Origin of the sequence: Candidatus Tisiphia endosymbiont of Dascillus cervinus (assembly GCF_964026405.1) — a bacterium.
Classification (GTDB): Bacteria; Pseudomonadota; Alphaproteobacteria; order Rickettsiales; family Rickettsiaceae; genus Tisiphia.
Genome location: NZ_OZ032146.1, coordinates 1385898 through 1400420, shown reverse-complemented (window position 1 = coordinate 1400420; position 14523 = coordinate 1385898). Strand labels below are relative to the sequence as shown.

15 protein-coding genes and 1 tRNA gene are annotated in these 14523 nt (G+C 32.0%); 5 read left to right on the top strand and 11 right to left on the bottom strand.

Annotated features, from left to right (window positions below; translation table 11 throughout):
• Window positions 1-90 precede the first annotated feature (90 nt).
• From AAGD19_RS06930 to AAGD19_RS06905, 6 genes are all read right to left on the bottom strand, one after another.
• Window positions 91-1560 carry a proton-conducting transporter membrane subunit gene (locus tag AAGD19_RS06930; protein WP_341747703.1) on the bottom strand — a complete coding sequence of 490 codons (1470 nt, stop codon included), beginning with the start codon at window positions 1558-1560 and terminating at the stop codon, window positions 91-93.
• On the bottom strand, window positions 1560-2972 hold the full coding sequence (locus AAGD19_RS06925) for a proton-conducting transporter membrane subunit (protein WP_341747702.1): 1413 nt from the start codon (window positions 2970-2972) through the stop codon (window positions 1560-1562). Before AAGD19_RS06925 ends, AAGD19_RS06930 begins: the two co-directional genes overlap by 1 nt.
• The gene (locus tag AAGD19_RS06920) at window positions 2969-3325 is read right to left on the bottom strand and encodes a Na+/H+ antiporter subunit C (RefSeq protein ID WP_341748493.1); all 357 of its coding nucleotides are present in this window, start codon (window positions 3323-3325) and stop codon (window positions 2969-2971) included. The genes AAGD19_RS06925 and AAGD19_RS06920 overlap by 4 nt, the downstream gene beginning before the upstream one ends.
• A gap of 23 nt (window positions 3326-3348) precedes the next feature.
• Window positions 3349-3549: a palindromic element RPE1 domain-containing protein gene (locus AAGD19_RS06915; protein ID WP_341747701.1), complete on the bottom strand. Its 201-nt coding sequence runs from the start codon at window positions 3547-3549 to the stop codon at window positions 3349-3351.
• 155 nt (window positions 3550-3704) lie between these two features.
• A complete protein-coding gene (gene virB9 / locus AAGD19_RS06910; RefSeq protein WP_341747700.1) occupies window positions 3705-4451 on the bottom strand; it encodes a P-type conjugative transfer protein VirB9 in 747 nt (248 codons plus the stop codon).
• Window positions 4448-5149: a VirB8/TrbF family protein gene (locus tag AAGD19_RS06905; protein WP_341747699.1), complete on the bottom strand. Its 702-nt coding sequence runs from the start codon at window positions 5147-5149 to the stop codon at window positions 4448-4450. The genes virB9 and AAGD19_RS06905 overlap by 4 nt, the downstream gene beginning before the upstream one ends.
• 235 nt (window positions 5150-5384) lie before the next feature.
• Here AAGD19_RS06905 and AAGD19_RS06900 point away from each other — a divergent pair.
• Window positions 5385-5459: transfer RNA gene (locus AAGD19_RS06900), tRNA-Gln, on the top strand.
• A gap of 800 nt (window positions 5460-6259) precedes the next feature.
• Here AAGD19_RS06900 and AAGD19_RS06895 read toward each other — a convergent pair.
• On the bottom strand, window positions 6260-6712 hold the full coding sequence (locus AAGD19_RS06895) for an ATP-binding protein (protein ID WP_341747698.1): 453 nt from the start codon (window positions 6710-6712) through the stop codon (window positions 6260-6262).
• Window positions 6713-7265: 553 nt separating this feature from the next.
• Here AAGD19_RS06895 and AAGD19_RS06885 point away from each other — a divergent pair.
• The gene (locus AAGD19_RS06885; RefSeq protein ID WP_341747697.1) at window positions 7266-7616 is read left to right on the top strand and encodes a D-Ala-D-Ala carboxypeptidase family metallohydrolase; all 351 of its coding nucleotides are present in this window, start codon (window positions 7266-7268) and stop codon (window positions 7614-7616) included.
• Between the two features lie 101 nt (window positions 7617-7717).
• Here AAGD19_RS06885 and AAGD19_RS06880 read toward each other — a convergent pair whose 3' ends face one another.
• Window positions 7718-8101 carry a helix-turn-helix transcriptional regulator gene (locus AAGD19_RS06880; protein WP_341747696.1) on the bottom strand — a complete coding sequence of 128 codons (384 nt, stop codon included), beginning with the start codon at window positions 8099-8101 and terminating at the stop codon, window positions 7718-7720.
• A gap of 539 nt (window positions 8102-8640) precedes the next feature.
• Between AAGD19_RS06880 and AAGD19_RS06875 the strand changes: the two genes are divergently transcribed.
• Window positions 8641-8982, top strand: a complete 342-nt coding sequence (locus AAGD19_RS06875) for an HD domain-containing protein (RefSeq protein WP_341747695.1) — start codon at window positions 8641-8643, stop codon at window positions 8980-8982.
• 294 nt (window positions 8983-9276) lie between these two features.
• Here AAGD19_RS06875 and AAGD19_RS06870 read toward each other — a convergent pair whose 3' ends face one another.
• Window positions 9277-10527 carry an MFS transporter gene (locus AAGD19_RS06870; protein ID WP_341747694.1) on the bottom strand — a complete coding sequence of 417 codons (1251 nt, stop codon included), beginning with the start codon at window positions 10525-10527 and terminating at the stop codon, window positions 9277-9279.
• 169 nt (window positions 10528-10696) lie between these two features.
• Window positions 10697-10975, bottom strand: coding sequence for a hypothetical protein (locus AAGD19_RS06865; protein WP_341747693.1), 279 nt, complete (start codon window positions 10973-10975; stop codon window positions 10697-10699).
• A 404-nt stretch (window positions 10976-11379) separates the two neighbouring features.
• On the opposite strand from AAGD19_RS06865, the gene AAGD19_RS06860 reads away from it, so the two are divergent.
• Entirely contained in the window at window positions 11380-12363 is a 984-nt protein-coding gene (locus AAGD19_RS06860) for a transposase (protein ID WP_341747233.1), read from the top strand.
• A 77-nt stretch (window positions 12364-12440) separates the two neighbouring features.
• Window positions 12441-13424: a transposase gene (locus tag AAGD19_RS06855; RefSeq protein ID WP_341747628.1), complete on the top strand. Its 984-nt coding sequence runs from the start codon at window positions 12441-12443 to the stop codon at window positions 13422-13424.
• A gap of 168 nt (window positions 13425-13592) precedes the next feature.
• On the opposite strand, the gene AAGD19_RS06850 is transcribed toward AAGD19_RS06855, so the two are convergent.
• Window positions 13593-14504, bottom strand: coding sequence for a transposase (locus AAGD19_RS06850; RefSeq protein WP_341747692.1), 912 nt, complete (start codon window positions 14502-14504; stop codon window positions 13593-13595).
• Between the last annotated feature and the right edge of the window lie 19 nt (window positions 14505-14523).

Genomic DNA, 14523 nt, shown 5'->3' with positions numbered 1-14523 from the left:
GCTAGATATAGAATGTCTAAAACACCCTTCCTGTCTATTTCTTTAGATTCCCGCATATGCGAGAATGACATCAATTCTATCACCACGAATTCAAGTTATAAATACAAAAAACTTCTTAATAAAAATCTGTATAAAATAAAATAATACCACCATGCACGAGCATATAACTAAACTCAATAGCATAGAATTAGGTAATTTATTTTCTATAGAAAATATTTTAGAATTATTATCAATAGGCTTATAAATAAATATTATCAGCTTTGCTAAATACAGTGCAGAGAACAGCGTACTTAAAGCTAGTACTACCATAACTAATATTTGATTTTGTTCTGCAGCAGCTAACATAATATAAAATTTACTAATAAAACCACCAAAAGGAGGAATGCCTATTAAGGATAAACTGGCAATAAGTACCATAAGGCTAGTTTTTGGCATTTCTCTACCAGCATTGATCAGGTCAGAGACTTGGTTAGTTTTCTTTAAGCTATAAATACTTCCCATCCCATAAAACAAACAGATTTTAGTGAATGAATGTGAGGATAAATGTAGGATAGCTGCTCCTATAGATTTTGAGGTAAACATGAAGCTACTCAATAAAGCTATCCCTAACTGGTTAATCGTAGAATAGGCTAGAATCTTCTTAATATTATCACTAGTTAAGGCTTTAAAGGAACTATAAAATATGGTGATAATAGGAAAGAAAAGAATCCAATTAAATTCAGCAAAAATAGATTGTAAATATTTAAGACCAAAAATATATATCAGAATCTTATAGATACAAAAAAGCCCAGTTTTAACAACTACCACCGCATGTAGTAAGGCACTTACTGGGTAATGTGCTACCATTGCTGCTGGTAACCATTGATGCAAAGGGTATAAGGCTGCCTTCGATATGCCAAAAATAAACATTAATAATAAAATTATTATTTGACTCCTGGAAAAATAATGTTCGGTAAAACCTTGTGATGTAAAATCACCATGCCCTGCTTTAGCATAAATAATTATTAAGGCTGGCAAGAATAGTAATATCCCCGAGATCATCAATATTTTTAAATATTTATAGATCCCGACCATAACTTTATCTCCACCACTATGACCAATTATTGGAGCAGTTGATAATGTTAATATTTCATAAAAAATAAACATAGTAAAAAGATTTGAAGATAATGCTACCATCCCACCAGATAACACACTTAGATTAATGAAGAATAGAAAACGACTGGAATTATCAATATTATTAATTGCCAAATATTTGGTGGTGTAAATTAACGCACAAATCCATAAGAAACTCAGTAAAGTTAAGAAAATGAGGCTTAGGGCTTCTAAATGCAACCCAATAGCAAAATTACTGAATATATTTATTGATATATTCGCTCTTACTCCTTTCAGGAATAACCAATCAATAATTAAAATATTGACAAAAAAGAAGCTGCTAATAGTAATTAATAAGGAGTTACGCGTATTATTATCACTATTACTAATAAAGGGAGTAACTAAATTTAGCATAGCTAGAAGTAAAGTTGATAAAATCAAAAAACTAGGAGTAACAGAAGAGTACATTACTGTCCCCCTAATATTTGTAATTGGTTTAAGAATATTGGCAGGAGAAATTGCATTATACTAACAAAAATTAGCCCACCATATTTATACTTAGTGTTAGACTGTAATAGTGTATAATTAGAGTGATGCCAACATAGTTTTTTGGCAATTTTATAATGATAAAGTAACGACATAGCCGAACTTATAACAACAATCACCAACTCTAGCCACATATCTTCCACAACCAACAACTCAAAAATACTAAGCTTAATGAAAAACATACTACTTATTGGCAAACCACAACTGTAAATTAGACTAAAAACTACCAAAACACGCCATAACATACTAAACGGTTTTGAAATATCAGAATAAGCAATGATCAGAAATAAAGCGATCTTGTTAAGACTATCAGCAAACAAAAAGGGAAATAACAGTGATTCACCTCTAGGAATAACTAAAAGCAAAAACATATAACCAATTTGTACTGCCGAAGAATATATAACAATATTTCTGACTTTTTGACTTCTGTAAGCAAAATATGTACATAAAGTAATAGTTATCAAAGCTATTGGTCTGATAAAATTTGATAGATACTTAATGATCACATTGTAATCAATAGTAAAATGAATGAACCTCAAGATTATATAAATACCAATTATACTGGATATACTAGCAAGATATGTCAGAATAACCGGAGCAGCTGAACTATAGGCTCTGATCATCCAAAAATGCATAGGGAAAAAAGCTGTTTTTAATATAGCACCAATTAGAAAAAAACTAATCGCTAGCTTGACTATTTTGTAATCATAATTTGTCTGAAGCAGCATTGAAATATCTGACATATTAAGATTGCCAGTAATGCTTAATAAAAAACCAATGGCTATTAATATCAAAGTAGCCCCAACCGTACCGAGCATCAGATAATCAAAAGCACCGATGACAGCCTTGGGGTTATTACCCTGCGCCATTAGTGCATAGGTACTTAATGAAGATATTTCAATAAATACATAAAGATTAAAAAGGTCATTAGTGCTTAATATACCGAGATAACCGCTATGGGCGAATAATAAAACTGCGTAAAATAACGATTGCCTTTTGTTATCAATAAATTTAAGTACGGTAGTTGTAAGCAATTTGTTACAAAAAATTAGAAAAAATAATAATACGCAATTAATATAGATGATTATAGGTTGGTTCAGATAATCTAGCTTATATTCAATACCTATAGGGGCATGCCAATCACCAAAATCATATGACACAGCACCTTTATTAATTGCTGATAAACCACAAATACTTAAAAATAAACTTAGTGCAATCGAAATAACTGCTATAATTCGAGTGGCAAGCACATAACGAAAAGTTAGTATTGAAAATAATGCTCCAAAAAATGGCAGCAATACTTGCAAAGTAGGAAAATGTTTAATTAATGTCATTCACTTCGATCATTAGTCGTTTCACTAAAATTAATCTCACCTTCTGATATAGTATTAAATTGCTTAGAAATACGGTAAATTAAGCTAAGACCTAATGATAATGTAGCAAAACCAACAACAATAGCCGTGAGCATCAATACCTGAGGGAGTGGACTTGAATAGCTATGTAGTATTGTACGTTCAATTGGTACAATACCTCCACTTACCTTACCAAGCATAAGGTAAAAAATTAGCACCGAACTTTGCATTACACTAAGCCCAATAATTTTACGAACATAATTATCACTGGTTAGCATTATAAATAAACCACTAACTAACACTAACAGTGTAAAAAAATATAAAATTTTTGAGATATATATAGTTTCTAAAAACATTGTTACTTAATTTTATTAATAGACCTCCTTTGAAACTCTACTTCTGCTGGTGATTTGTACGTCGATGCGGTACTCGAATCCTCACGTACATTAGAGTACGCTGCGGTTCTGCGTTCCGCGTCTCCTTCATCAAATCCCTCAGCATAAGCGAGTTTCGAAAGAGGTCTAATATACTTCCTGCATATGGTTAACCCCAACGTCATTGCGAGTAGGCGTAAGCCCTACGAAGCAATCCATTTCTAATTACTTTATGGATTACTTCGTCGCCACTAAAGTAGCTCCTCGCAATGACACATGAAACTTTGTACGCTCCTCGCTAATAGAAGTTTAGACTCTTAATAACTTGTGTGCACACCTTTTAATACGGCTTAAATGCTTCATTAAACACACATACTATTTTTTTACCATGACGTATTGACAGCTTGTGAAATACTTGTTCAATAATCACCATATTAGCGTTATCTTGTGAGAGTCTATAATTTACCATCGACTCTCTAAGAGCTTCATCAACTGCAAAAATAGCTGGTAACTCAGCATTTTTATCTCTGAATTGTAGGTAAGTATACACTCCATCATCAAAAATTTTAATTGGTGCAATCGATTCATTACCACTTATGGAATAATTAAAATTATATTTTTCAGGGTGTGATAAATCAAGGTTAGCTGAAGATGTAACGTAATTTTGTACGTGATCTCCAGAATCCTCATCATCAGGATAAATAAACCTTAAATTAAAAACCATATCTGGATCTCTCATATCTAAGGCTTCTGTAGCATATAGTTCAAAAAAGTAAGTTCGCTTATTAGTAATAAGCGTCATATTAGTTGTAGCATCTTGTTCCATCGGTTTAATGAAGATCCTATGCCCCGCTGGTACTATTTGCCAAGAAGTGGTATCTCCCATGGAAATACTAACTATTTCTTCATCTTTTGCTAGCTCTATACTAGCCTGATAACCATAATATCCAGTAAACTTAAATACATCATCAGGACTATAAACCATTACCCTGATTCTACTATCAATCGGCATTGGTCTAGATTCCCTAACGGCTAACGCAGTATTTACAAAAAATACTACTACAAAAAATATTATTAGTTGCTTCATCTTATTTTTTTACTTTTATCTTCTATTAACTTAAGTTTGTAACCAGTGACAGCAAAATTAAATCTTGAGTTAGGCGGTAGATGTATATTAATTGCATCTATTTCAAAATTTATTGTAGCTTGCCACACCATATTTTCTAAAATATCATTAGAAGCGTTTTTTGCCAAAGATGTAAATGTAACTTCAGCCTTATTATTTTTATGATAAACCACTGATGATATATTAACAGAACGCTTTAAGGACTTTTGGTAACGCATAACTGGAGACAATGGATTGTCAATATTCATAAAATTGGCAAATTGTCTAAATATTATACGCGTAGAATTATTTTGCATAAATATATACTGAGGACGAAGTAAATCATAGTCATATGATTCTCTATGTATAACGTAATTTCTAATCATAATATCTGCAATAGAATTAATTGCATTATGCTTAATATGATTAGCGTTAGTTATTGTTGCACTTTTAAGGGATTTAGCACTAATTGCGTATCTTACCTGACGCTTTACTGGTAATAAAGTCTCAAAATTAATCACCACACTTAGAAATAATACAAAAAGAACTACACTAAATATCAACAAAAATGTTCTGTGTACAAGTGGATATATATATTCAAAATTATACCATCTTTTCGCATCAACAAAATATTCACCAGACTTAATATATTCTTGAACAGAATTTAACAGCTTATCCATTAGTTTTAAATAATTGCTTACCTATATCGGATTCTAACACATATTAGAAAAGATGTTATAATTTTTTATAAAAATTATTCTTTTAGCCTGTTCAAAAAGCTAATTTTGTGTCTACAATACCAATAAAAATCGTATTAAGAATAGTCAAATTAAAAAGAATATTTGACTCAAGAAATGTTTGTTGTTATAAGCTCTGTGTATATTAAGTGTACACTTATACACTAGTATTTAATGATGGGGCGTAGCCAAGTGGTAAGGCAACGGTTTTTGGTATCGTCATTCGGTGGTTCGAATCCATCCGCCCCAGCCATTCTCCGATTTTAGTGCATTTTACGAATGCGTCAAACGGTGGACGTAGCATAAAGTCTAGCTTTCCGTCTTTTAATTTTAGGTTCGAAAATACAAGATTTAACAATTTGCGTTTTTTCTCAATATTCGAACCTTTAAAGGTTTCTAACGCTCTAGAAGCCAGTTCTACTAGGTTAATCAATAGTTCTGAAAATTCATCATCAGCATAATTATGGCTTTCTAGTTCTCTCATGATATCTTCACGTTTTTGTATTAATTGCTGACGTTTTTCTTCATGATCTTCCTTGCTAATATCACCGTCTAAAAATAAATCAGTTAACCTATCCATACGAGTTTTAATCTTAGTATGTTCAGTATGTAGCTCTCCTATACGCATTTTATAAAAACCTTGCTCTATTTTTGTTGAGTTTTTAATATAACCAATTACTTCAGCTAACAATTCAGGCTCTAAATGGAGTGTTGCTAGTACTTGCTCAACTTCTTGTAGTATTATTTCTTCTTTCACGTATATCCTTTTATTAGGGTTATCAGGATGCCATCCTAGTAAATATATCCACTCTGCTGTACCATCATTAGTATAAGTCTTTTTCTTAGTATCAGCAGTGATCACACGACCAGTAGTAGCACATTGTAAATTGTAATCAGGTTTTGCCCCCCTATTGTAATGAACTATTGCCCCCCTAACCACATTAAAAATTAGTTAATTTAGGCACTTTTTAATTTAAATTCTAATCGAATCTAAATTAAAATTTAGATAATATTTAGTTACACTCAATTAGTGATTTTCAATTATACTTTTTGCTAATTTACATCTTTTCCTCCTCTAAAACTTTTATTACCAGTTTCTATGATGTGACAATGATGTGTCAATCTATCGATCATTACTTTTGTTGCTTTAGCATTACCAAATATATCACCCCATTCTTCAAATCTCAAATGGGTAGTGATAATAAGCGAAGACTGCTCATATAATTTAGCAAATACCTCAAATAACAGGAATCTAGCATCCACTTTTATTGGTACATAACCTAATTCATCTACTACAATCAGATGGAATCTCTTAACTGAATCGATGAATTTGCTTTCATAATTATGCGTTTTAGCATTAAGCAATTGGCTAGCTAATTCATTTAAAGTATAAAATCTTACCCTGTAATTTCTTTCAATTGCAGTGAACGCTAAGCCAATTGCTAGATGAGTTTTTGCAGAACCAGAACCACCTATGAGCATGATATTCTGATGATTATCAATCACTTTTTGTATATCAATATTATCTAAATTTTAATTTAGATTCGATTAGAATTTAAATTAAAAAGTGCCTAAATTAACTAATTCTTAATGTGGTTAGGGGGGCAATAGTTCATTAGACCTCTTTCGAAACTCGCTTATGCTGAGGGATTTGAAGGAGACGCGGAACGCAGAACCGCAGCGTACTCTAATGTACGTGAGGATTCGAGTACCGCATCGACGTACAAATCGCCAGCAGAAGTAGAGTTTCGAAAGAGGTCTATTACAATAGGGGGGCAAAACCTGATTACAATTTACAAGAAATATTATTAAGTATAGAGGTACATCTTGAAAAAGCCATAGAGAAAGGCGTGATAAGTGCATTAAAGTCCTTTGGTGCAGATATGGACAACCAACAAGAAGTACAATGTGATTTTCATTTTTTAAGGAAACTTCGCAAACGCTCGGAAGAATCAAGTCACATGCTGATACGAGCTGTAATTTCAGTAACCATAGGGACAGCAGCTGTAACCTTGTGGGAAGGCGTAAAGATAATATTACTTAAATAAATAATAATAGTATGAACAACAAATACTACATACCATACTTTACTCACCAAGAACTAGCTTGCAGGCAAACTGGTCAAATCATTTTAGCTGCAGGTTTTGCTGAAAAATTAGTTGTTTTGCGTAGCAAATTTAACTGTCCCATGAAGCTTACCTCAACCTGTCGTTCTAAAGAATACAACCGTAAAATCGGCGGTGTGCCAAACTCTTTCCACATCTACGACTATCCACGTTATGGCTTTACCGGCTGCTGTGCTATTGATGTAGCTACTTCAGACAATACCATTAAAGGGAAACCTTATCTCACTTGCTTGGCAGCTAGGCTGGTCTATCGGCATCAACAAAAACTTCACCCATTTGGATAGACGGATTGATTATACAAACCTGAAACAAACAATTTTTCTTTATTAAATTACACACAGTTCAAGTAATCGTTATATTCTTTTGCTCTTAAAAATTGATAAAATTACTCAGACGTTTCTTGTATTATAAGTGAATGTACTAATGTATTAACTGCTTGTTGATGTTTTGGATTACGAATTTTCATAAAATTTCTTGATACTTCAATACATATAAGTTGGTGTTGGGTAAGTACTGGTTCAGCACTACCTGTATTTCCCAACCCTTCAAGAAAATAATCAATATTTTTATCTAATGCTTTGGCAATAAGCATTAATCTACCTGTGGATATTCTATTAATGCCTTTTTCATATTTTTGTAATTGTTGATGGGTTACTTCAATTAAATCAGCAAGTTGTTGCCGTGCGTAACCTTTTGCCAATCTCAGAGAAGAAATTTTTCCTCCAATCAGTTGATCAACTTGCTTTATGTATTGGTTTTTTCTTGCCATTCTATTTTCCTTGATAAAACATCGTAAATTTGTATAGTATACTCCTGAAATACCATTAAAGAAGTACTATTACCTAGCTTAGCCCCTACAATAGTGCAATTGCTAGATTTTCTATAACCTTAAATCAGCACCTATCTAAACATTTTGTTCAGTTTTTTAAAATTATAGCTATAGATAATTTAGTAGTGACATTTTAGTTTAATAGTTTATTATGGACTACATGAATGTAATAGGGAGTAGCTGTCTATTTATACAACAAAAAAATGCAAAAATATTCATCTTTTTCAAAAAAAATATAATAAATTCCTAGTAATATTCTAACTTTTCGTTTAACTTGTATACTAAATTACGCGGTAAAATGGAGACTGTGAAGACAGCTAGTTTGTTTTATCCTGATATTTTGATTATTAGTAGTTAATATTTAGTAAATATAAAGTTTATGTTTACAACTAAATAATTATATTATAAATTTAAGTATTATTACTATTATTTCTAATAATAGTGTTATACTATATAATATAATTTAAAATGATATTTTTATGGAAAATATAAATTGTTGGCAGTCAAAATATCAATCTTGTGAATATTCTGATAGGTTGATGAATAAACTTTATCAAATGAATCAGGAAGTGAATCGGTCTATAGATTTGGAAGAAGTAAGGAAAGGCATATATTATGCTAAGAAATATCATGGCAGCCAAATGCGGCAGTCAGGAGAGCCTTATTACTCCCATCCACTAGAGGTAGCGTATATGATCTCTGATTATCTTTACCGCACTGACATTATTGTTACCAGCATACTGCATGATACCATCGAGGATACAACACTTAACGAAAAGATGATTCCTATATCTTTGGGGATCAAGTTGCTAGTCAAGTAGAAGATTTAAGCAGGAACAAGCCTCACGGAAAGATTAGCTCGGCGGAAATATTAGATATATTAGTTCAACAAGAAAAATATGATGTGGCATTGATTAAATTATTTGATCGGGTTCATAATACGCAAACCATAGGGGCTAAATCTCCTGAAAAAGCTAAGAAGATAGTGCAGGAGACTATGGAATATTTTGTAATTCTTGCTGTATATCTTGGAATATTAAATGCCGAAAAACATTTTTATCAACTGTGTCTACGTACCCTTAATAAAGAGCAGCTTCTTCAAAAAGTTATTTTATCTAACGATTTGAAGCTTCCACTTCTAATTTCTCAAAGTGATTTCTGCCATAATAATATATAGTAAGTGCTGGAATTATAATTACTAATAAGCCCCAATGAGTAAAATATTCAACTAAATATACAAGTCCAAAAGAGGTTATAACGTATATTAAAGCACGTGACAAAGCATAGATGACAGTAGAGTATGTGAAGCGTTTAAATACAGGAAAATGCTTATAAAGGATAGGAACTGCTGGAAATCCGGTAGGACCTAAAAGAATTACAATTAACTGAAATAAGAACAATTCAGAAACATTGGTAAGATTATTCAATAAATAAGGACAAGGTAAAATAACTACAGCGAAAACTATCAATCTTATTTTAAGAATTTTTAAAGGATTTATTTTATAAGATAAGTAAGTTAATAGCATAGCATTTAACATAGATATCATAGACACGCCCAAATTATGACTAATAATTTGCTCAGTAGTATATTTAAATATATTCTTAAGAATACTACTACTATATACATAAGTTATATAAAACCATACTGGCCAAGTAGATATTAAAGCAAAATTGGACAATGCCGTTTTTATATTTACCTTTTTGTTCCAAATAAGAGTTTTTTCAAATGCATCAGTATTGATGACTAGTTTTATATTTTGTTTTACACGACGTTTCGCATTAGCAAATTCTGGTGTTTCTCGAAGGGTCGTTCTAGCAAGTACACCAATAATTGCAACTCCTGCACCAAACCAAAATGCCATACGCCAGTTCAATCCAATTGACATAGCAAGAGTTCCAACACCTAGAGCAACAGTAGTACCTACACTAATAGCAATAGATAAAAATGCGACCACTGGATATTGCATAGGAGGCTTTATTAGTTCTGTTAAGTACAGTTCAGCTCCTACTACTTCTCCCATAGAAGACATCCCTTGTACTGTGCGGCATACAGTAACCACATAAGAAGCACTAATACCAATTTGAGCATAAGTTGGAAGATTTGCCATTACAAAACAGGACAAAGACATCATAAGAGTTGTGATGATAACAGTTGCTTTACGACCGATATTATCACCTATCCACCCAAAAATTAAAGCTCCTACTGGTCTTAAAACATAAGTAGAACAAAAGGCAAAAGCCGTCATTAAAGAAGCTGTATGAGGATCAGCAGGTTCAAAAAACAGCTCATTCAACAATACAGCCATATGTACATAAAGCATCAGATCAAAATACTCTAGGAACGTTCCTATTGAAAGTAATCCCACAGCTTTTTGTTGTTCTCTAGTGAGACTGGTTTAAGGATAGATAACTCTGCCATCTGCTCGTACAAATTTGCTCATAGTTGTTTAAATCTCGTTGTTATGTTATTTATAATTGGATATAACTGTTTAAAAATCCCCTATGTCAATTTGACAGGGGATTGACTGCACTTAATTATTCATCTCTAACATTAGTTGGAAATTGTAATACCACTAACTGATTATTGTTATTTTGTTTTTGTTCTTTTGAAGATTCTAGCTTAGAGTCATATTTAGATTTAATGATATTATGTATGTTTTTTGACCCTTCTTCATCTCCTAGATAGAAGCACGCTTTAGCTTTTATTTCCCAAGCCTCTATAGAATTCTGATCTTTATTAATTACATTATCACAGCATTTAATTGCTTCTACATATTTACCAATAATGTTTAAAATATATGCTTTAAATATCATAACTACATTATTATCATAAATTCAAGAACATTGTCAATTGCAATTAACGCTTCATCTATTTTGCCTTCGTTCGTTAAATAACCCGAGTTGCCAATTAATTATACTGGCAAAAGCTATATTTAACGCTGGTTTCATGTGAGGCTCGATACTAAAACATTTTTAATACAAACATATTTCTAAAAAATATAGTTTTTATTAAGTGTTTTAATGTTACAAATTAACTTCAAATGTTCATAAAACCTAGCTCTGCTCTTATAAATTAATTGGCAACTCGGGTTAAATAACAAAACTTACGCTATGAGAAAAAAAATGGTACATTATGTTGAGTATAATTTACAAATGCCAAGAGGATAAAATTGCAAGCAATACCAGTTAATAGGACAGATTACTGTCAATTTCTAATAGTGAGTCAAAAGAATTATAGTTTGACCTACTATGCTGAACATGCCAAAAAATGTAGCCATGATGTTATTAATAGATTTTTAAAAAATGAAAAATATACACCTTCTTTGTTATGGGAACATATTAAGGATGATGTTATTTTATCGCCTAACGGATATACAATATTTGATGATACGGTGTTAAATAAAAGAAATACCAAGAAAATAGAAATTGCTAGATCACAGTACAGTGGGGCTACAGGTGGTATTACTACTGGTATAGGAGTAGTAAGTTTGGTATATTATAATCCGGATATTAATAAGTTTTGGGTAATAGATTACCGAATTTTTTCGCCCGAACATGATGGAGCGACAAAAGTAGAACACCTATTAAATATGTTAAATAATGCTGTGTATAGCAAAAAGATTCCTTTTCAAACTGTGCTTTTTGACACATGGTATGCTACGCATAAAATTATGCAACATGTTGATTCCTTGGGTAAATATTATTATGCTCCTATTAAAGCAAATAGAAACGTTACTAAAACTTCCTCTTCTAAGCCTTATAAAGCTGTTAGCAAGTTAACGTTTTCAGATGAGGAAATTAAGAGCGGAGTGGAGATTCATATAAAGGGCTTTGCAAAAGATAAGCATGTTAATTTGTTTAAACTTACTGTTTCTACCAACAGAGTTGATTATATTGTTACCAATAACAAAACTCAAAAATCTTCTAAAGCCGTACAAGATGAGTGTGGCTTTCGTTGGGTAATTGAGAGCATGCATAGAGAAATCAAGCAACTTACCGGTATAGAACGATGCCAATGCAGAAAACAACGCATCCAGCGTAATCACATTAGTTGTGCATTTTTAGTGTGGGCTTTTCTAAAAAGAACTGCACACAAAATAGGTAAGACGGTTTATCAAATAAAGTTAGGGCTTTTAGATCATTATATGCAACAGCAGTTACGTTCACCCTCTTTACGCTATTTAGAACCTTACATAGCGTAAGTTTTGTTACAAATGCCAAGAGGATAAAATTGCAAGCAATACCAGTTAATAGGACAGATTACTGTCAATTTCTAATAGTGAGTCAAAAGAATTATAGTTTGACCTACTATGCTGAACATGCCAAAAAATGTAGCCATGATGTTATTAATAGATTTTTAAAAAATGAAAAATATACACCTTCTTTGTTATGGGAACATATTAAGGATGATGTTATTTTATCGCCTAACGGATATACAATATTTGATGATACGGTGTTAAATAAAAGAAATACCAAGAAAATAGAAATTGCTAGATCACAGTACAGTGGGGCTACAGGTGGTATTACTACTGGTATAGGAGTAGTAAGTTTGGTATATTATAATCCGGATATTAATAAGTTTTGGGTAATAGATTACCGAATTTTTTCGCCCGAACATGATGGAGCGACAAAAGTAGAACACCTATTAAATATGTTAAATAATGCTGTGTATAGCAAAAAGATTCCTTTTCAAACTGTGCTTTTTGACACATGGTATGCTACGTATAAAATTATGCAACATGTTGATTCCTTGGGTAAATATTATTATGCTCCTATTAAAGCAAATAGAAACGTTACTAAAACTTCCTCTTCTAAGCCTTATAAAGCTGTTAGCAAGTTAACGTTTTCAGATGAGGAAATTAAGAGCGGAGTGGAGATTCATATAAAGGGCTTTGCAAAAGATAAGCATGTTAATTTGTTTAAACTTACTGTTTCTACCAACAGAGTTGATTATATTGTTACCAATAACAAAACTCAAAAATCTTCTAAAGCCGTACAAGATGAGTGTGGCTTTCGTTGGGTAATTGAGAGCATGCATAGAGAAATCAAGCAACTTACCGGTATAGAACGATGCCAATGCAGAAAACAACGCATCCAGCGTAATCACATTAGTTGTGCATTTTTAGTGTGGGCTTTTCTAAAAAGAACTGCACACAAAATAGGTAAGACGGTTTATCAAATAAAGTTAGGGCTTTTAGATCATTATATGCAACAGCAGTTACGTTCACCCTCTTTACGCTATTTAGAACCTTACATAGCGTAAGTTTTGATAAATAACTTGTGAAAGAACTAAACTTAATTCAATTTGTTTATTTGTTGGATCAAACTTAAGGATACTTTTTAGAAATTTTATGGCTTCTTTGTGCTTACCAGATTTTTGTAAAGATAATGCTTCGATACTTAAACTACAAAACTTACGCTATGTAAGGTTCTAAATAGCGTAAAGAGGGTGAAATGCACAACTAATGTGATTACGCTGGATGCGTTGTTTTCTGCATTGGCATCGTTCTATACCGGTAAGTTGCTTGATTTCTCTATGCATGCTCTCAATTACCCAACGAAAGCCACACTCATCTTGTACGGCTTTAGAAGATTTTTGAGTTTTGTTATTGGTAACAATATAATCAACTCTGTTGGTAGAAACAGTAAGTTTAAACAAATTAACATGCTTATCTTTTGCAAAGCCCTTTATATGAATCTCCACTCCGCTCTTAATTTCCTCATCTGAAAACGTTAACTTGCTAACAGCTTTATAAGGCTTAGAAGAGGAAGTTTTAGTAACGTTTCTATTTGCTTTAATAGGAGCATAATAATATTTACCCAAGGAATCAACATGTTGCATAATTTTATGCGTAGCATACCATGTGTCAAAAAGCACAGTTTGAAAAGGAATCTTTTTGCTATACACAGCATTATTTAACATATTTAATAGGTGTTCTACTTTTGTCGCTCCATCATGTTCGGGCGAAAAAATTCGGTAATCTATTACCCAAAACTTATTAATATCCGGATTATAATATACCAAACTTACTACTCCTATACCAGTAGTAATACCACCTGTAGCCCCACTGTACTGTGATCTAGCAATTTCTATTTTCTTGGTATTTCTTTTATTTAACACCGTATCATCAAATATTGTATATCCGTTAGGCGATAAAATAACATCATCCTTAATATGTTCCCATAACAAAGAAGGTGTATATTTTTCATTTTTTAAAAATCTATTAATAACATCATGGCTACATTTTTTGGCATGTTCAGCATAGTAGGTCAAACTATAATTCTTTTGACTCACTATTAGAAATTGACAGTAATCTGTCCTATTAACTGGTATTGCTTGCAATTTTATCCTCTTGGCATTT

Coding starts and splice junctions, on each gene's coding strand:
- AAGD19_RS06930 (WP_341747703.1), bottom strand. CDS start 1,560: ATGTACTCTTCTGTTACTCCTAGTTTTTTGATTTTATCAACTTTACTT.
- AAGD19_RS06925 (WP_341747702.1), bottom strand. CDS start 2,972: ATGACATTAATTAAACATTTTCCTACTTTGCAAGTATTGCTGCCATTT.
- AAGD19_RS06915 (WP_341747701.1), bottom strand. CDS start 3,549: ATGACGTTGGGGTTAACCATATGCAGGAAGTATATTAGACCTCTTTCG.
- virB9 (WP_341747700.1), bottom strand. CDS start 4,451: ATGAAGCAACTAATAATATTTTTTGTAGTAGTATTTTTTGTAAATACT.
- AAGD19_RS06905 (WP_341747699.1), bottom strand. CDS start 5,149: ATGGATAAGCTGTTAAATTCTGTTCAAGAATATATTAAGTCTGGTGAA.
- AAGD19_RS06885 (WP_341747697.1), top strand. CDS start 7,266: ATGAACAACAAATACTACATACCATACTTTACTCACCAAGAACTAGCT.
- AAGD19_RS06880 (WP_341747696.1), bottom strand. CDS start 8,101: ATGGCAAGAAAAAACCAATACATAAAGCAAGTTGATCAACTGATTGGA.
- AAGD19_RS06875 (WP_341747695.1), top strand. CDS start 8,641: ATGGAAAATATAAATTGTTGGCAGTCAAAATATCAATCTTGTGAATAT.
- AAGD19_RS06865 (WP_341747693.1), bottom strand. CDS start 10,975: ATGATATTTAAAGCATATATTTTAAACATTATTGGTAAATATGTAGAA.